At 24.0% G+C, this 17,555-nt stretch carries 23 protein-coding genes; all 23 read left to right on the forward strand.

Features of this window, described 5'->3' with window-relative positions:
- The first annotated feature begins 320 nt into the window (after nt 1-320).
- Nucleotides 321-527 carry a helix-turn-helix transcriptional regulator gene (locus EJL03_RS13510; protein WP_125154502.1) on the forward strand — a complete coding sequence of 69 codons (207 nt, stop codon included), beginning with the start codon at nt 321-323 and terminating at the stop codon, nt 525-527.
- A gap of 137 nt (nt 528-664) precedes the next feature.
- Nucleotides 665-949: a hypothetical protein gene (locus tag EJL03_RS13515; protein ID WP_125154503.1), complete on the forward strand. Its 285-nt coding sequence runs from the start codon at nt 665-667 to the stop codon at nt 947-949.
- Between the two features lie 59 nt (nt 950-1,008).
- The gene (locus EJL03_RS13520; protein WP_125154504.1) at nt 1,009-1,305 is read left to right on the forward strand and encodes a hypothetical protein; all 297 of its coding nucleotides are present in this window, start codon (nt 1,009-1,011) and stop codon (nt 1,303-1,305) included.
- Nucleotides 1,306-1,402: 97 nt separating this feature from the next.
- Entirely contained in the window at nt 1,403-1,807 is a 405-nt protein-coding gene (tnpA, locus tag EJL03_RS13525) for an IS200/IS605 family transposase (RefSeq protein ID WP_125154505.1), read from the forward strand.
- A 20-nt stretch (nt 1,808-1,827) separates the two neighbouring features.
- A complete protein-coding gene (tnpB, locus tag EJL03_RS13530; RefSeq protein ID WP_125154506.1) occupies nt 1,828-2,964 on the forward strand; it encodes an IS200/IS605 family element RNA-guided endonuclease TnpB in 1,137 nt (378 codons plus the stop codon).
- Nucleotides 2,965-3,142: 178 nt separating this feature from the next.
- A complete protein-coding gene (locus EJL03_RS13535) occupies nt 3,143-3,760 on the forward strand; it encodes a hypothetical protein (protein WP_125154507.1) in 618 nt (205 codons plus the stop codon).
- Between the two features lie 68 nt (nt 3,761-3,828).
- On the forward strand, nt 3,829-4,050 hold the full coding sequence (locus tag EJL03_RS13540; protein WP_125154508.1) for a hypothetical protein: 222 nt from the start codon (nt 3,829-3,831) through the stop codon (nt 4,048-4,050).
- Nucleotides 4,051-4,291: 241 nt separating this feature from the next.
- A complete protein-coding gene (locus EJL03_RS13545; protein ID WP_125154509.1) occupies nt 4,292-4,486 on the forward strand; it encodes a hypothetical protein in 195 nt (64 codons plus the stop codon).
- Nucleotides 4,487-4,618: 132 nt separating this feature from the next.
- Nucleotides 4,619-5,515, forward strand: a complete 897-nt coding sequence (locus tag EJL03_RS13550; protein ID WP_164509099.1) for a phage antirepressor KilAC domain-containing protein — start codon at nt 4,619-4,621, stop codon at nt 5,513-5,515.
- Nucleotides 5,516-5,847: 332 nt separating this feature from the next.
- Nucleotides 5,848-6,249: an IS200/IS605 family transposase gene (gene tnpA, locus EJL03_RS13555; protein WP_125154511.1), complete on the forward strand. Its 402-nt coding sequence runs from the start codon at nt 5,848-5,850 to the stop codon at nt 6,247-6,249.
- 18 nt (nt 6,250-6,267) lie between these two features.
- Nucleotides 6,268-7,785, forward strand: a complete 1,518-nt coding sequence (locus EJL03_RS13560; RefSeq protein ID WP_125154512.1) for a transposase — start codon at nt 6,268-6,270, stop codon at nt 7,783-7,785.
- A 455-nt stretch (nt 7,786-8,240) separates the two neighbouring features.
- On the forward strand, nt 8,241-8,426 hold the full coding sequence (locus EJL03_RS13565; protein ID WP_125154513.1) for a hypothetical protein: 186 nt from the start codon (nt 8,241-8,243) through the stop codon (nt 8,424-8,426).
- Nucleotides 8,427-8,470: 44 nt separating this feature from the next.
- Nucleotides 8,471-8,860 carry a hypothetical protein gene (locus EJL03_RS13570; RefSeq protein ID WP_125154514.1) on the forward strand — a complete coding sequence of 130 codons (390 nt, stop codon included), beginning with the start codon at nt 8,471-8,473 and terminating at the stop codon, nt 8,858-8,860.
- Nucleotides 8,861-8,874: 14 nt separating this feature from the next.
- Nucleotides 8,875-9,375, forward strand: coding sequence for a hypothetical protein (locus EJL03_RS13575; RefSeq protein WP_125154515.1), 501 nt, complete (start codon nt 8,875-8,877; stop codon nt 9,373-9,375).
- Nucleotides 9,376-9,513: 138 nt separating this feature from the next.
- Entirely contained in the window at nt 9,514-10,311 is a 798-nt protein-coding gene (locus EJL03_RS13580) for a hypothetical protein (protein ID WP_125154516.1), read from the forward strand.
- Between the two features lie 296 nt (nt 10,312-10,607).
- Nucleotides 10,608-11,207, forward strand: coding sequence for a type II toxin-antitoxin system PemK/MazF family toxin (locus tag EJL03_RS13585; RefSeq protein ID WP_125154517.1), 600 nt, complete (start codon nt 10,608-10,610; stop codon nt 11,205-11,207).
- Nucleotides 11,208-11,234: 27 nt separating this feature from the next.
- Nucleotides 11,235-11,750 (forward strand): hypothetical protein, encoded by a 516-nt coding sequence (locus tag EJL03_RS13590; protein WP_125154518.1) that lies wholly within the window; start codon nt 11,235-11,237, stop codon nt 11,748-11,750.
- Nucleotides 11,751-11,796: 46 nt separating this feature from the next.
- On the forward strand, nt 11,797-12,093 hold the full coding sequence (locus tag EJL03_RS13595; protein WP_125154519.1) for a hypothetical protein: 297 nt from the start codon (nt 11,797-11,799) through the stop codon (nt 12,091-12,093).
- Nucleotides 12,094-12,231: 138 nt separating this feature from the next.
- A complete protein-coding gene (locus tag EJL03_RS13600; RefSeq protein WP_125154520.1) occupies nt 12,232-13,647 on the forward strand; it encodes a hypothetical protein in 1,416 nt (471 codons plus the stop codon).
- The gene (locus EJL03_RS13605) at nt 13,637-14,701 is read left to right on the forward strand and encodes a hypothetical protein (RefSeq protein WP_125154521.1); all 1,065 of its coding nucleotides are present in this window, start codon (nt 13,637-13,639) and stop codon (nt 14,699-14,701) included. The genes EJL03_RS13600 and EJL03_RS13605 overlap by 11 nt, the downstream gene beginning before the upstream one ends.
- Nucleotides 14,702-15,031: 330 nt before the next feature.
- Nucleotides 15,032-15,292, forward strand: coding sequence for a hypothetical protein (locus EJL03_RS13610; protein ID WP_125154522.1), 261 nt, complete (start codon nt 15,032-15,034; stop codon nt 15,290-15,292).
- A 776-nt stretch (nt 15,293-16,068) separates the two neighbouring features.
- The gene (locus EJL03_RS16640) at nt 16,069-16,197 is read left to right on the forward strand and encodes a hypothetical protein (protein ID WP_279222084.1); all 129 of its coding nucleotides are present in this window, start codon (nt 16,069-16,071) and stop codon (nt 16,195-16,197) included.
- Nucleotides 16,198-16,339: 142 nt separating this feature from the next.
- Complete coding sequence (locus EJL03_RS13615) at nt 16,340-17,521, forward strand: hypothetical protein (RefSeq protein ID WP_125154523.1); 1,182 nt, start codon at nt 16,340-16,342, stop codon at nt 17,519-17,521.
- The last annotated feature ends 34 nt before the right edge of the window (nt 17,522-17,555 follow it).

Below are 17,555 nucleotides of genomic sequence, written 5' to 3' on the forward strand. Positions count from 1 at the left end.
AATAATTTAATAATTTCTTGACAATATGGATAAAAGTGTTATACTTATAAGTATAGAAAGAAAATACATCAATCAAATTCAATTCAAAAAATCTATTTTGACACCTGCAAGGATTAAGACACAAAGCAATCAATAAAAAATAATTTATAATTTTAATCAGGTAGATAAATGATAAAAGAATTAAATCTAAAAGCGTATTAATCAATACAGAGGTGATAAAATTTGTTTTTTATTATATGTTTTATAATTCTAATAATATATGCATTTAGCTAACTATGTTATAATTATTGTATTATAATATTTAATTTTGGAGGATAATTATGGCAGTAAAAAATAGATTAAAAGAAATAATAGATGGCAAAGGTATAAAGCAAGTATGGTTAGCCAAACATGTAGGAGTTAATAAATCTACTATATCTAATATAATTAATAATAGATATAAAACTACTATTGAACTGGGGTTTAAAATTGCAGATGTTTTAGGGGTAGAATTTACAGATATTTTTTATTATGAAAAGGAAGATTAGTATTATTATATAATTTTACTAAAATATTCATAAATAAGTATTGACATACGCAACTATAAGGTGTATTATATATTTGTAAGGTAAAACAAACCAATTAATCCAAACCTTGCAAATATTATAATAGGGATGTGTTAAATATGATAAAAAATTTATTAAATGTATTAAGAAAAACTTCTATGATAAGTTGGAACACAAATAATGATGTGCCTACTATGTTTAATATTAAAATTCAGGATAATAATAATGTAATTCTTATTATAGCCGACTTACTTATACAAGAAGCTACGGGACAAATGGATATAATACATAATTATAAAATTAAAATAGAAAAAGGTGAATTAATTAAATTTAATAAAAGTTTAGATGGTGTCTTAACATTATTTTATAAAGATTGTAGTAAAAATTTAATCTTAAGCTACTAATATTAAATAAAAATAATTTTAAAAAATAATAATGGTATACGAAAGGTAAGGGTGATAAAATGTCTGATGTAAAAGAACAATTAAAATGGGATATAGTATGTACTGGAAATGAAGTCGAAATTTCTGATATTCCTATCAAAATTAAAGAATTGTATGGTGGTTTTGGTCAAGGTCAAAAAATATTAACAGTACCACAGATTGCAAAACTCCATTGTGACAATCCGAATGATAAAAAAGATATAACTAAAAAAGTAGCAAGAATAAATGAACTAATTAATAATAATATTATTCTAGATAGTGGAGATAAATATTTTGAAGAATCGCCACGCACTCTCGTGACTTCAGTCATGAGTTAGTGGCGACATATGTTAATATAAACTTATAATAAATACACTATAAATACTTGATTTACTAATATACATATGTTATATTATATATAGAGGTGAATAACATATGTCAGAAATGCATAAAGGCAGAGGATACGTATATTCTATAGAATACCATATAGTATGGTGTGTGAAATATAGACATAAAATATTAACTGATGAAATAGAAAATAAATTGATAGAAATATTAAATAAAATAGCAAGTGATAATAATTTTAAAATATTAGAAATCAATGGAGATTTAGACCATATACATTTATTAATAGAATGTAGTCCTCAGCATTATATTCCGAACCTTATGAGAGCATTAAAAGGTGTTAGTGCTAGATTATTAATGAAAGAATATGGCAATGAATTAAAAAAGAAACTATGGGGAGGACATTTGTGGAATCCTAGTTATTTCGTAGCTACTGTATCAGAAAATACAGAAGAACAAATAAAACAATATATTCAAAGTCAAAAACAAAAATAGAAAGGTAGGTGAATTTATCTATGAATACAGTTATAAAAGGTTTCAAATATCGTATATATCCAACTGAAAAACAAGAAATACAATTAAATAAAACATTTGGATGTGTTAGATTCGTATATAATCAAATACTAGCAAAGAAAATAGATTTATATAAGGAAGATAAAGATAATAAACAACTAAAAAATAAAACAACTTGTAATAATTATTGTAATAGAGAACTTAAAAAAGAATATCCTTGGCTTAAAGAAGTAGATAAATTCGCTTTAACTAATTCTATTTACAATTTAGATAATGCTTATAAGAAATTTTTCACTGAGCATATTGGATTTCCTAAGTTTAAATCAAAGAAAAATCATTATTATTCTTATATTACTAATTTTACAAATAATAATATAAAGGTAGATTTTAATAATAATAAAATTCAATTGCCTAAATTAAAATGGATAAAGGCTAAGTTACACAGGGAATTTAAAGGTAAAATATTATTTGCAACAGTATCTAAAACTCCTAGTGGTAAATATTTTGTTAGTTTTAATGTGGAATGTGAACATCAAGAATTAAAACAAAATAATAATAAAATAGCTATGGATTTAGGTATTAAAGATTTATTAATTACATCAAATGGTACTAAAATAGATAATAAAAAATTAACATATAAATACGAACAAAAGTTAGCAAAACTACAAAGACAAATTGCTAAAAAGAAAATAGGTAGTCAAAATTGGAAAAAACAAAGAATAAAAATTGCTAGATTACATGAAAAAATAACTAATACTAGAAAAGATAATTTACATAAGATTTCTCATAAAATGATTAAGGAAAACCAACTTATATTTAGTGAGAATCTTAATATTAAAGGTATGGTTAAAAATCATAATTTAGCTAAATCAATACATGATTGTGGATGGTATGAATTAACAAGACAATTAACTTATAAATCAGAATGGAATGGACGTAAGTATCATAAAGTAGATAGATATTATCCTAGTAGTCAATTATGTAATGTATGTGGATATAAAAATGAAGATACTAAAAATCTAAATATAAGATTTTGGGAATGTCCACAATGCAATACAAAACATGATAGGGATGAAAATGCAAGTATAAATATACTTAATCAAGGATTAAAAGAATTAGAATTAGAAAAAGTTAGTTAATATAAAACTATATAAATAAAATAGGGTAGGGACTATCCAAATTTACGCCTGTGGAGATAGTAGGTTACGAGGTCGTAGAAACAGGAAATCCTAAAGTAATGAGGGAAGCACGTGGCTTCAGCCATGTGAGGTTCACTTTGGTATTGATATAATAGATTTAAAACAAGACGTTTCAAACGTGGTGTTTTCAAATCTAAAAAAAGCTAAAATTTATACACAATCACAAATAGGTAATGCTAAAAATTTATATATTTTATCTGAACAAGGCTATTCTCTATTAATAAATTTAATGAAAGATACAAAATCTAAGATTATTTATAAAAAAGTAATTAGAGATTACTTCAGAATGAAAGAATTAATTCTAAATAAGGATGATACAGAACAATATATGCTTAGATTGTTAGGTAAAAAAGAAAGAAAGAAAACTACCGATACAATAAAATATTTTATTGAAAAAGGTGATTTTCCTTGGCATAATCCAAAAGATGTAAAAAATAATGCTTATGCTAGAGAAACTAATTATGTATATAAATTATTATTTGGAATGACAGCAAAAAAGATAGAAGATTTTTTAGGATTAAAATTAAAATCCTATGATACAGTTAGAAATTATTTATCAGTACAAGATATCGATGATATAAGAGATATTGAAGGTAGAGTTGGATATATGCAACAAGATGGTAAAAGTTATCAAGAAATTCATAAAAGATTAAAAGAATTATATCCAATTCCTAGACGTCCTAAAATGGCAGATAAGAATATTTCAATTATAAGAAGATTGATGCTAGAACAATAGAGTTATTGGGTATAATTAAATTTATACCTAATAATATAAAACAATCTAATAATTAAGGAGGATATAAAATGGAAATTTTATCACAAGAGTATAATAGTAAAAAAAATACTAAAAGTAATAAAACCCGTTTAAAAGTCACTATTTTAGGAAAGACTTGGATCGTTAAAAAAGAAGCTTACAATAGATGGAATAGGTTTATTAAACTTAAAAATTTCCTTAATTCAATTTCAGATGCTGTGAGTGTAATTTTCATAATTGTAACTGGATATGTATTATTGCTTTTGTTATAAAAAAAATTGTAGATTGGAGTTAAAAGATGCTATATTTAATATTGTTTTTAATATTATCAATTGGTATTTATTTAGGGACTTCTATTTGCTACTATCTTTGTGTTTATAATAGCATTATCCACAAAATTATAAATTATTGTCAACTGCCAACTACCCTAAATGGTAGTGGCTTTCTAGCTAGAACTTTGTAAAATAAAACAAGAAGTGCAAAGTTTACATAGTTTTCAGCAACGGTGTTTAAATGAATAAAAAATTTAAGTTAAAACAATTTAATATCAAAACAAATCTCTATAACAGAAAAAATCCTGTAACTGTGGGCAAAGAAATAAAAATTATATTTCATGATGCTATAGTTTTTTCAGGGCAAATTACAGAAAAGAATATAGATAAGATACAGAAAATGATAGGTTATTCAGATAATTATATCATAAAATAATTTATTAATATTAATCAATATAACAGCCACAGTTATAAAACTGTGGTGATGACATAAATTAATAATAAATCAAACCGTTGCGTTTAAAACGTGATGGTAAAATCAAAAATAAAGAAAGAGGGAATGTGTTTTATGAGAAATGAAGAGATAATGGAAAGAAAAGATTTAAGAGAAAAATTAATAGAAAATGTGGAGGTATTAGATAAAGTTAAGAAGGTGATGTTATTGCCTTATGGAAAATGCATGACTATGCAGATGGTTGCTGATTATTTTGAAGTGGGTGAGAAAGCTATTAATTCTTTAATGCTTAGAAATAAAGATGAATTATTAGCTAATGGGTTAAAAATTTTAAAAGGTAAAGAATTAAAAGATTTTAAAGGTAAACTTCAGGATGAAGTTACCCTTGAAAAATTAAAGTTCACCTCACAATTAGCTATATTTATTCGTAGAACTATATTAAATATAGCTATGTTGTTAACTGAAAGTGATGTAGCAAAAGAAATAAGAACAAGACTATTAGATATATCAGAAAATGAACAAATAATTAAAAATATTACAAATGAAATAGATGAAGAAAAGCAATTAATGTTGAATATAATGATGGCTAAAGATGATATGGAACAGGCTATGGCAGTAAATAAATTAAAACAATATAAGGATGAGAAAGAAAAGAAGATTAAAGAAGAAAGAGATAGAGCAGTTAAAAAAGTAATTAATTTAACTGATTCAGATGCAACATTCGGATTAAGAGAAGCTAAAAATAATCTTGGTGTAAAAGAAAAGCAGTTCAAAAACTGGTTAATACATAATAAATATATGTATAGGCAGATAAAAACAAGTGATAAGAAAAATAAGCCTACTGGTAGGTTAAAAGCATTTTCAAAATACACACAAGAAGATACTAGATATTTTACGGATATAAAAATTGTAGATAGAATAGGTAGAGAATTCAGCCAAACAGTCTTCACAATAGAAGGAATAGAATTTTTTAGAACTAAAATAGATGAAATAAATAAATTTAATAAATAAAAGTTTTTACTTTATATACATAAAACAATTTAATATAAATACATATATTTGTGAAAAAACTGAAACTTATAATATTTTATGGTATAATTGGAATATAATAATATTCATCAAATGAGGAGCTGATTTATATTGCAAAAAGTAATAGATATTATTACAAAAATGATTAAATCATCAAAAATAGTTGCTATAATAATTTTATTATTTACAAAACATGTGCGAAAAGCCCACTCCTTCAGGTGTGGGATGGATAGCACAAGATAATATAAAAAATAATTTAAATAAAAATGTATAAAGGTATTGACTACATACACAAATAATAATATAATAAAAATATGGAAAATAATTATAGAAAAACAAAAACAACAGTAAGTTTAATTAATTATCATTTTGTATTTTGTCCTAGATATAGAAGAAAAATATTTAATATTCCTAATGTAGAAGAAAGATTTAAGCATATAGTCAAATATGTATGTAAGGAGTTGGATATTGAAATAATAGCCATTGAGTGTGATAAAGACCATACGTATATGTTTTTAAATTGTTTACCTACATTAAGTCCTTCAGATATTATGCAAAAGATAAAAGGTGTGACAAGTAGAGTTTTAAGAGATGAATTTCAAGAATTATCAAAAATGCCTAGTTTGTGGACTAGAAGTTATTTTGTTTCAACTGCTGGAAATGTATGTAGTGAAACAATAAAGAAATATGTAGAAAATCAAAAAAAGAGATATTAGAAAGTGAGGTGAATATTCATGAGTAAAACTCCTAAACAAAGATATGTTTTAAATTTAAAGTTAAAAACTCAATTATTTCAAGAAGATATATTAGATAAGCGTTTTGATATAGGAAGAAAAATATATAATGCTGTTTTAGGTCAAGCTTTAAAGAGATATAGAGAAATGATTAAAACTAAAAGATGGAGAGAAAATCAAAATAATATATTAAATGTATACAAAGTTCACAAAGATGGTAAAGAAAGAAATAAACTTTACAAACCATATTTTAATATTAAAAACGATATGTTGAAAGAATTTAGATTAAATGAATATTCACTTCATACAGATGTTAAACCAATACAAAGACATTTTAAAAAGAATATAGATAGTTTCAGTGCCCAAAAGATAGCAAGTAGAGTTTGGATTTCCTTGAATGATAATTTATTTGGAAAAGGCGAAGAAGTACATTTTAAAGGTATAAACAAACCATTGAATTCCTTGGAAGGTAAATCTAATGGTACTGGTATTAGATATAATATAGAAACTAATATGTTCTCATGGAATGGGTTAGAAATACCAGTTAAATTAGATATTAATAATAAATATGAAACAGATGCTTTAAGAGATAAAATTTGTTTTTGTAGAATTAAAAGAAAATTTGTTCGTGGAAAATACAAATACATTTTACAATTAATATTAGAAGGTATTCCACCTATTAAAATTAATAAGCAAGGTGAAGTTAAGAATGATATAGGTTTAGGCGTTTGTGGTATTGATATTGGCACTCAAACAGTTGCTTATATATCTGATTATGATTGTAAATTATTAGAATTAGTACCTAGAGTTCAAAATATAGAAAATGAAAAAAGAAAAATATTAAGATATATGGATAGAAGTAAAAGAGCAACTAATCCTAATAATTTTAATGAAAATGGTACTATCAAACGTGGTATTAAATTGGAGTGGAATTATTCAAAGAGGTATATAAAAGCAAAGAATATCCTTAAAGATTTATATAGAAAACAAGCAGATGTAAGAGAACAAGACCATAATATAATGATTAATGAAATACTAAGAAATTGTGATACTGTTTATGTAGAAGATATGAACTATAAGGGATTACAAAAACGTAGCAAAATCACAGAAAAGAATGATAAGGGTAAATTTAAAAGGAAGAAAAGATTTGGTAAATCATTAGCAAATAAAGCACCAAGTATGTTTTTAACTATATTGAAAAATAAATTAAAAGCTAAAGGTGGATTGTATTATGAGATAAATACTAGAGAAGTGAAAGCATCTCAATATAATCATTTAAATCAAGAATATAATAAAAAGAAATTAAGTCAAAGATGGAATTATTTTAAATATAATGAAGAACAAATTAAAGTTCAAAGAGATTTATATTCTAGTTATTTAATTAAAAATGTAAATAATGATTTAAAAAGCATTAATAATGAATTATGTATAAAAGATTTTGATAGATTTTTAGAATTGCATAATAAAGAAATATTAAGACTACAAGGATTAAAGAATCTAAGTAGTATGGGTATATAAGTTATTAAAACGCCTTGAAATGGGCGTTATACTATTGTTAATAAATTGGTAGCAATTTTTGATAGTGAAAGTTTTAGGGAAAATAATTAGTGATATTATACTTTCGAGATAATATAGAAATTATTTAGTACCTAAGAACCCCATGCCTTTAGGCTTGGGAGTTTCAGAGGAACCAGAATTAAGTTCATTGACAAATAAAAATATTGATACAGTATCGTACTTTTAAGAGCGATAATTTAGGTTGTCGCTCTATTTATTAAAATTTGTATTAAAAAGATAGTTTTATAAAAATATTCCATTTATCTATTGACATATATAAAATAATTTCATAAACGAAAAATATGGAGAAAATGTGCTAAAGGTAATTGAATATTTTATTTAATGCTTGACAATCATAAAACAATTTGATAAAATTAAATTGTAATCAAGAGGATATATAAAAGGAGATGTTAAAAATGACTTATGCGTATATAGTAATATACAATAATTCGGTAAGTACAACAGGATTTTTCACAGTAGATAAAGCTATAAATTTCATAGAAGGCAGATATGGCAATCCAATACAAAATAAAGACAGAGGTTGGCTATGGACTAATTCAAAAGGCAATGAATACAGGATTAAGGAAATTAAAATAGAATAAAGGGTACTAGCTTAGGCTAGTATTCCTTTATAGGAGGTTTAATAATGGAAAATAAATGTTTTAATTGTAGATTTTATAATAACGGAAAATGTTATAATAAAGATTTTAGAGGAAGTTTCAATCAAAATGTTATAGAAGATAACTTTGTAGCATTAACCGAATCAGGTGTTCTTGCAGAACATATAAGAGAAAATGATGATAAGATATATAATTTAGCAAATATAATATTAGAAAACTTAAATGAATTAGAATACATAAAAAAATCTAAAAAGAAAATTAATAACTATAGAGGTATAGATAGTTATGAAGAATTTTTAATTAATTCTACAGAGATTATGGATGATTTAATAAGTAGTTTTGTAATACCTAAATTAATAAATGTAAAAATAAATTATAATGTTGATAATGAATTCTGTTGTAAATTTTGGAAATAGAAATTATAATTAAAATGAAAGGAAGATGTAAAATGGAAAATATTCAACAAATAAATAAAGGTGAAATTAAGTTTATCTATATTGACGTAGATGATATAACAGACGAAATAGAACAATTAATTAATAAAGGTTTGATAAAATATGTTTATGGAGAAGAAGCTTGTGAGCCTGAATTTATATTTCTAGCTAAAAATGAAGATGTTATAAAAAATACTTTAACATCAGATTATAGAATTTTAAATATTGTTGATAAATTATCTGAAATGTTTGATGGTGCAGATATGTCAGTAAGAAATTCAGGGAGAAATGAATTATCTATTTATCATGGAACAGTAGAAAGCTTAATAAGTGATGATTTGTACGGATATATTTCAGAGGATAAACAAAAGGAAATATTCTATGCTAAGAATCCATCAGAAAAGATTACAGAAATTTTTAATAAAATAGGAAGAGAACAATTAAAAATGCAAATAAAAGAATTATTAAAAGAAGTAGATAATGCAGAGTTTATATGACTGTAGAATAAGTATAACAGCCATAAAATCATAAGTGTGGTTGTTATACTATATATTTTAATAAATGAGGGTTTTTATTATAACTTAAAATAATTTAATGCATAATAAACACTTTAAAATAAATGGGGGATTGATAAAATGATAAGTGATGAAAGTTTAATGGTATTAGTGGAAAGTTTGGTCGCAGACGGGGATTCTGATAAGGAAACTATAAATATTTATTTAATAGATAAAACAAAAACTATTAGTGATTTTGCGAAAGAATTAAATGAAGAATTTAAAGATTCATTGTTTAATATATTATATATTGGTAATAAAAACACTGAATTTATAAATAAATTTAGTAAAGAATATATAGATAGTAGATTCAAATATTTGATAGATTTTTATAAAAACAATAAATACATATATAAACAATATAGTGAATGCAAAGTATTAGAGAAATACGATGAGCAAGGGAATTTTTATAATTTTTTTAAGAAAATTGATAAAATATATAAGATTAAAAATAAATTCACTATAGATGAAATGATAAAAAACAAAGAGTGTTTTTTTAAAACATGCTATATAGACTATAAAATTTGTAATGGAAATCATAGTTATTGGAATGATAGTGAAAGTGAATATGCAAATATTAATAGTTTTGAAGGTTTTTCTATGAATTTAGTTGGTCGTATTTTTGAATCTAAATTCGAAGAGAATAAAGAAAATTACAAAGACTATTGTAAAAAAGAGATTGAGAGTATATTAGAGGCATATTTACAAAAGAACATATATAATAAAGATACTTTTATAGAATTTAATAGATGGGGAAATATAAAAATAGAATTAGGATTTTCTTGTAATAATGATGAAGATAGTATTATTTCATTATTAGAAAGAAGTATTATTGAAAACAATATTGAGAATGATTTTGAGAGTTTATTAGATTATTAATTTCAATTAGTTAAATTGCCTATAGAATACTTAGTTAATTACACTATATTTCTATAGGCAATTTGTATAAATTCCTTCTTTTATCTTATTTTGACCACAATATATATACATTTTAAAACACCAAACCACAACATATAGTATAATTTAAGATTAATATAAAATAATTTAAAATTAATTATAAAAAGTATTGACATTATACTTATAGTATAATATACTATAGTTAATAAACAAATTAAAAATAATTTTAAAAAATAAATGGGGTTGAAAATAAATAAAATGGAAAGGAAGAATAATAAATGATAAAAAGAGGATATGTTATAGAAGTAAATTTTGGAGAAAGGTTAACAGGCGTACAAGGAGGAATAAGACCTTGTATTGTTGTTGCAAACAACTTGTGTAACAAATATAGTCCAGCCATACATGTTGTTCCACTTACATCCAAGTTGAACAAAAAAAGAATGATAACTCATATCTTTATAAAGAAAGATATGTTTAATAATTTAAAATATGATTCTCTTATTTTAACAGAACAGGTTACTCTAATTAGTACAAAGCAAATAATTGGCTACATAGGAAGAGCTTCAGGAGAAATTATGGAACAAGTAGATTCCAAACTTATAATACAGTTAGCTTTAGATAGTAACTCCAGACCATCAAATATATTAAATATTAACAAACCAGATGTAAAAAGAATAAAAAGAATGGCTGAAGCTATAAAAGAATTGGAATCTTATATTATAAGTCAAAAATACCAAAAAATAGATTTATTAAATTCTTTAAATTTACAGATAAATAATTTTAAAGATTATTGTACAGAGTATAATATAGATTATTCAAAGTATTATATTTCAAAAATAAAAGAAATTAACAATTACTTGAATAAAACAGCAGCTTAAATAACTAAAGAGGGGGATATGTCTTTTATGGATTACACGTTTTTAAAAATTAATATACGGAACTTATATAATAAGTGTAATTATGCAAAGTGTAATTTAATTCTAAAAAACCTACTAGTATGTATATTACAAGATATGCTATTAGATGGGTATGAACGAAATAGTTTAATTTGGTTTTATTATTTTTATAAATCAAACATAGAAAAAAGAAATGGCAATTATAAAGACTCATTATTATTATGTAATAAGAGTCTTGAGTTTGTAGAGGAAGATGAAAAAGATTGTTATAATTATAAATACCTATCTTCGTTATTTTTATTGGGTAAAATCCATGAAGATAAGGGTTCTATTTCTAAATCAATTAAACAATACGAAAAAATTTTAAGTATATTAAACAACAAAAAACATAAAGAAAAAATGTTACTATTATATTTGATTAATAAATTAAGTAACAATTCAAGATTTAAAGAAATAGAAGCCAATTACAATAAAATATTTAAAAATAGCATACAGGAAAGTTTGAATTTTTATTGCTATTTTTAAATATTAGTTGTAAAATAAATTTATACTAAACAAGGAGTTGTTTTAAATGAAAGATAAAAAATTAGAAACAGAAGAAAGAAAAAGGGTATCTCTGTTTCAACTCGAAGAGTATGCTAAAAATTATAATTTAACAATACAGAAAATTAACGACACTATAATAGTTATATCTTTATTCGATGAATGGTTTATAGAACCTTTTAAAAATAATTTGTTTGTATTACATCATTATAATAAAAAAAATACTAATTCAAAAGGTAAGTTTCACAAACAAGGTATTTTCTATTCTTATTTTTCTGCAATAAGACATATTGCAGAGCATGATAAAAATAAGCTTATTATCTAAAATTTTAAATAATAAGTTATTAAATTCTATATTTTTCTATAATTTGCTAACTTTAAGGGATATATAACAATGTTTTCATTGCAAATTGTTGTATATAAATGATATAATGTATTATATACTTTTAAGGGAGGATTTTAAATGTTAGAAGATAAATATAACAAATTAGTAAAGGAACTAACAGGCTGTTTAAGCCTAAAACAATTTTTAATGAAAAAGGGATTTGTAATTAAACAATTGGAAAATAAAGTAGATGAAGATATTATAAATAATTTGTATAATCAAGATATACAAATTGATATGCTTAATGAGAGGGAATTATATTTAATAACAGAAACATTTTACAAAATGTTATTAGACGAAGATTTTCTTTCTAAATTAAACGAACTACAACAACAATTACAAAAAGAGCTAAACCCTCAATTGTATTTCACAGAGGATGAAATAAGAAAATATAAAAACTCAATATTACCCATAGAAGAAGAAAAGGATTATAAAACAGTCATTTTTAAAAATGTTAGTTTTATGAAAGAAGGTGTGTATAGCACAGTTGGTGACTTTAACTATATTTTAGATTTAAGAGAGAAGGGTATTCTATATTACAATATAGATTGCCAGAGAGAGACGGAGAAATATGAGTGGAGAGGAACTTATGTTGAAAAGGCAAAAGTATTTCCAAAATCAGTGAATGAGATATCTAAAAGCATGTTTGAGGATACGTATATACCGACTTATATAGCTATAAATGTTCCTGCCAATGGAAGTGAAGATTTTCACGTAATTGAAAAAGAAGATAATTTATATGATATTGTTATAAAGATAAATAAAAATACAAGTTTAAATTTAGTAGATGGAAACCATAGAACTACTGGTGGAAGTTTAGCTAGAAATATGTGTCGTAGAAAAGGTAAAGATTTTATTCTAAATATGGGTATTCAAATCATGAATTTAGATCCATATTTGGCTAGACAATATATCTTTCAAGAAAGTAAAAAGAACCCTCTTGACGAATCTTTAACGAAATCTATGGAAATGACTATAGAGAACAAAATGGCTTACTATATGAACAGAGGTGGTGGACTATCTGGTAATCCACTTGCAAATAGGCTTGGTAAAGATTTAAAGGATGTTAAAAGATTAGATAAACTTACACCTTTATATATATTTGCAGATGGGTTAAAATATTTTAAATTAGATGAATTGGATATTATAAGAGAAGATAAAGTTAAGATTTTTTTGAAAGAATTCTTTAAATATATATTAAGCTATCATAAAAACCATTTAAGAGATATTAAATTATCAAGAGAAAATGGTTATGAGTTAAATATGCATATGTTCAGAGGATATTTATATTTAGCTTCTAAATTATTCAATGATATTAATTGGAGAGAACGATTAATTAATGTATTAAAGAAAATAGACTATAGAAAAGGTGGAATATTAGAAGATATGCACTTGCACAAAGATGAAATTAGTAAAAAAAATATAAAAAAACTAGAAGATTATTTAGATAATCTTTTAGAAGTCGAAAGTGGTGAAAAGGATAATGATAGGTAGAACAAGAGAGTTTACTAGTCTTAATAAATTATATTATAGAGAATTAGATTCTAGAAAAAAAGAATATATTGATTTTTTAAAGAACGAACAAGACTTACAGAATGTGACTATAGATAATTATGAAAATCAGATGTATAAAATTCGTACCTTTGAAGAAACAATAGACAAAAATAGAAATATAGAATATTACACTGTAGATGAAATTTCCAGGCTATTAGAAAACATGACTTTTAGTTCTGAAAGTTCAGCGATGGTTTATAAGAATAGAATTTTAGACTATTTAAAATTTTGCACAGAGCATTATGGCATTCAAAAAGATATTGGTTTACTAAATACTATATCTCAAAAATCTTATTTACAAGGACTAGTAAATAAAAGGCTAAAGTATTTAAAATATATAACAGAAAGTATGTTATATGAAGCTGTACAAGATTTAGTAAACCCTCAAGATATTGTTATATCTCTTTTAATTTTTGAAGGAATAAAAGGAACTAATAATCAAGACTTAATTAATATTAAAAAAGAACAATATAATAAAGAAACTAAAATATTAGAATATGTAAAGCAAGATACACTAGAAACAATAGAAATAAAATGCAATGAATTTCTTTCAGATGCAATAGAAAGATCATTATTATCAGATACTTATTATTTCAAGAATGGTAAGGGAATGGGATGTCACGACATGACAAAAATAGTTGATTCTCCTTATTTAATAGCTCCTACTGCTCAGTTAAACGCTAGGATAAATAATTACAGTGGTCAAAAAGTTTATGGGCAGACAATTCAATCTAGAGTACTTAAGATATTTAAGCATTTTTTAAATGTTAATTCTCAGCATGTAACTGTTCAAAGTCTCTATCATTCAGGCATTATCAACAGAATGGTAAAACTTACAGAAAATAAATATAGTGGGAATAAGTTAAGAAAGATAGATTTTGCTCGATATATTGAGCAAAACGAAAAATTAGGTATCCAAACAGGATATCGTCTTTATGATATATATGATATTTTATACAATAAATTCAAATTAGATATAATAGATTTATCATAATTTAAAATTGACTTTTTCCAATTAACCCTATATTTTATTGGGTTAATTGGAAAAAGTATTATTATATAAAATTCGACAAGTTTATATTTTTTTATACTCCTATTCAAAATAATTTTAAAACATTCTTCATTATATTATTTAATTTCAGTTATAGTATTATTAAACTTATCGTTGTAAATAAATTGTATAATAACAAATATATTTAAAAAGTATAAAAAATTGATTGTTCCAATATTTAGGTTGTGGTATAATTAAAATATATCATAATCGAACATTTGTTCGCAGTATTGAAAATTTTATAACTTTAAAAGAAAAATGGAGGTATTATTAATGAAAATAGAAATTATAGATTATTTAAATGAAAACAAAGGATATGGTATAACTATTTCCGAAATAGAAGGAAACGAAAAGGTTTTAAGTAATGTCAGATATAATTTTGATAAGAATATAACAATAGAAGGTTTAAATGAATTTAGAGAAATGGAGAAATACATAATAGACACAAAAGAAATAAAAAAAATTGAAAAAGATGTAACTAATATCATTATACATACTACTACAAAACAAATAATCATTGAAAATTGGAATTGATAATTATTTGTTGGAAATGTAAATAAAAACAATTCAATCAAAGAAATATTAATACTTATGTAATAATTAGAGTTTGTATATTATTATTAAACTGTCCAAGCATTAATAATAAATGTCTTAAAACGACTTAAAAATTTATGTATTATATAAAAATTAATAAAAAAAAGATTAAAAGAAAGGAATAGGGAAGATTAGAGTTTTTTCTTCTTATATCTATTTCTTATAATATATTCTTATAAAGTTCTTATAAAGTTCTTATTGGAATTTATAAGTGTTGGTGTTAAAAGGTTTATGCACATTTTAAGTTCATAAGAATACTCGATAAGGTTCATGAACTAACTATAGTAAGAGCATGGTTGTACTATAGTTAGTTCATGAGAATACTTGATAAGGTTCATGGTTCTACTATAGTTAAATGTTATTGTGTATAACAATACTGTTGATAATGTTAATAATTCTATGTAGCTTTGTTAAATTAACAATTGTAACTGTTGATAAGTATGTGGATAACATATATGTAAGTGAATATTTTATATTTTCTCTTACTATTCAAGGTCACTATAAAGTAAGTTTATTTTCTTGGAAGATTGCATTCATAATGTTATCATATTATATATAGTGAACTTTATAAAGGTCTGTCAACTGCCAACTACCCTTTAGGGTAGTGGCTTGTAGAAATTACGGAAAATAATTAGTGATATTATACTTTCGAGATAATATAGAAATTATTTAGTACCTAAGAACCCCATGCCTTTAGGCTTGGGAGTTTCAGATTAGTGTCTATTGATTATGGATATGAAAATAATATGGTTGATAGATTATGGAACGAAATTGAAAACTATTGCAAAGATTTATATAAATATAGAGTAAATAAAAATCAAACTAATTTTCTAGTTACTCAATAATCAATTTAGGCTATAGATATATAACAGCCTATAGCCTAACTTTAAGTTTTAATATGAGTTATCAAAATAAAACCATATAACAGAAAAATTTTGATAATTGATATTAAAACTTAAAAATCAATTAATAAGGAGTTGTTTTTAAATGTCAAATTATTATGATATGAGAGAAGCAAAAGTAAATATAGCTAATGAATTAAGAAATAGAGGTTGGGAGATATTAGACTATAAAGAGGATGAAAGCGACATGATGACAGACTATTATAGCCCTGCAAATTGGGGAGGAATAGCAAAAAAGAATGGTTTTGTTTTATGTGTAGATACTCCATATTCTGCAAAAAGTATGCCAATTGAAAAATATAACTATGGTTCATGTTTAAGTCAATCTGATTTAAATAAAATCGAAAAACTTGAAGCATTAACACAAGAAAGAGGAGCAACAGAAGGAGAAGAAACAAACGCTAAAATGTTAATAGAAAAAATTAAAAATAATAAATCAAATGCTCCAGAAGTTGAAATAATAGGTTATACTACTGCCCATATGTCAAACCCTGGTCGCTGTAAATGGCATATTGAAAAAGATAGTAGTGTTTATGATAAAGGAATTGGCATAACAAAATACAGAGATCTTCCAAATTCATGGGTATTTGATATTAATACAATGCAATTTAAAGATGGTTATAATAAATGGAATGGTAAAAAAAGAGAATTACCAGAAGAAACAAAAAAAATAATTAATGATTTTAAAAAATTAGTACTAAGATGGGAAAGAGTAGTAAACAGTATGAATGGAATAGGAGACGGTACAGAAGAAACAGAAAAAGAAGCACAAGAACAACAACAAAACGAAAAAATGGAAAGAGTTATAAAAAAGGTAACTAAAAAAGTATGGAAAATGATTGAAGTTAAAAGAGATACTTTTAAAGTAGGTGATTATATAACTTTACCATATCATGGGCACTATTGGAAAATAACAACAGAATATATGAAAACAGGAACATGGAAGGGTATAAAAGACACTAGAAAGGCTTTTATATATGAAATAGTTAGAAGTGCTTCAAGAGGATATAAAGATTTAAAAAATCCTAAAAGATATTATGATTTTGAATATAGAATGTCAAAATCACTTGAAGAAGGAAAAATAAAAATATTTGAATTAAAAGAAGTCGAAGAAGTTCAAGAAGTTGAAAAATGGGTAAGAGTTAAAGCACAAAAGAAAAATACATATAAAAAAGAAGATACTACTATAACAGAAAAAGAACCACAACAAAACTCAAAAGAGGAAAATATAACAGCAAACAAGAAGAAAAGCAAGAAAATAATATAAATGTATCTGTAAAATTTAACGAAGCTAAGCAGGG

Source organism: Clostridium rectalis, from assembly GCF_900626095.1.
Classification (GTDB): Bacteria; Bacillota; Clostridia; order Clostridiales; family Clostridiaceae; genus Clostridium_AS; species Clostridium_AS rectalis.

Excerpts from the sequence above, each read along its gene's own strand:
- EJL03_RS13510 (WP_125154502.1), top strand. The coding sequence starts at position 321 with ATGGCAGTAAAAAATAGATTAAAAGAAATAATAGATGGCAAAGGTATA.
- EJL03_RS13515 (WP_125154503.1), top strand. The coding sequence starts at position 665 with ATGATAAAAAATTTATTAAATGTATTAAGAAAAACTTCTATGATAAGT.
- EJL03_RS13520 (WP_125154504.1), top strand. The coding sequence starts at position 1,009 with ATGTCTGATGTAAAAGAACAATTAAAATGGGATATAGTATGTACTGGA.
- tnpA (WP_125154505.1), top strand. The coding sequence starts at position 1,403 with ATGTCAGAAATGCATAAAGGCAGAGGATACGTATATTCTATAGAATAC.
- tnpB (WP_125154506.1), top strand. The coding sequence starts at position 1,828 with ATGAATACAGTTATAAAAGGTTTCAAATATCGTATATATCCAACTGAA.
- EJL03_RS13540 (WP_125154508.1), top strand. The coding sequence starts at position 3,829 with ATGGAAATTTTATCACAAGAGTATAATAGTAAAAAAAATACTAAAAGT.
- EJL03_RS13545 (WP_125154509.1), top strand. The coding sequence starts at position 4,292 with ATGAATAAAAAATTTAAGTTAAAACAATTTAATATCAAAACAAATCTC.
- EJL03_RS13550 (WP_164509099.1), top strand. The coding sequence starts at position 4,619 with ATGAGAAATGAAGAGATAATGGAAAGAAAAGATTTAAGAGAAAAATTA.
- tnpA (WP_125154511.1), top strand. The coding sequence starts at position 5,848 with ATGGAAAATAATTATAGAAAAACAAAAACAACAGTAAGTTTAATTAAT.
- EJL03_RS13560 (WP_125154512.1), top strand. The coding sequence starts at position 6,268 with ATGAGTAAAACTCCTAAACAAAGATATGTTTTAAATTTAAAGTTAAAA.
- EJL03_RS13565 (WP_125154513.1), top strand. The coding sequence starts at position 8,241 with ATGACTTATGCGTATATAGTAATATACAATAATTCGGTAAGTACAACA.
- EJL03_RS13570 (WP_125154514.1), top strand. The coding sequence starts at position 8,471 with ATGGAAAATAAATGTTTTAATTGTAGATTTTATAATAACGGAAAATGT.
- EJL03_RS13575 (WP_125154515.1), top strand. The coding sequence starts at position 8,875 with ATGAAAGGAAGATGTAAAATGGAAAATATTCAACAAATAAATAAAGGT.
- EJL03_RS13580 (WP_125154516.1), top strand. The coding sequence starts at position 9,514 with ATGATAAGTGATGAAAGTTTAATGGTATTAGTGGAAAGTTTGGTCGCA.
- EJL03_RS13585 (WP_125154517.1), top strand. The coding sequence starts at position 10,608 with ATGATAAAAAGAGGATATGTTATAGAAGTAAATTTTGGAGAAAGGTTA.
- EJL03_RS13590 (WP_125154518.1), top strand. The coding sequence starts at position 11,235 with ATGGATTACACGTTTTTAAAAATTAATATACGGAACTTATATAATAAG.
- EJL03_RS13595 (WP_125154519.1), top strand. The coding sequence starts at position 11,797 with ATGAAAGATAAAAAATTAGAAACAGAAGAAAGAAAAAGGGTATCTCTG.
- EJL03_RS13600 (WP_125154520.1), top strand. The coding sequence starts at position 12,232 with ATGTTAGAAGATAAATATAACAAATTAGTAAAGGAACTAACAGGCTGT.
- EJL03_RS13605 (WP_125154521.1), top strand. The coding sequence starts at position 13,637 with ATGATAGGTAGAACAAGAGAGTTTACTAGTCTTAATAAATTATATTAT.
- EJL03_RS13610 (WP_125154522.1), top strand. The coding sequence starts at position 15,032 with ATGAAAATAGAAATTATAGATTATTTAAATGAAAACAAAGGATATGGT.
- EJL03_RS13615 (WP_125154523.1), top strand. The coding sequence starts at position 16,340 with ATGTCAAATTATTATGATATGAGAGAAGCAAAAGTAAATATAGCTAAT.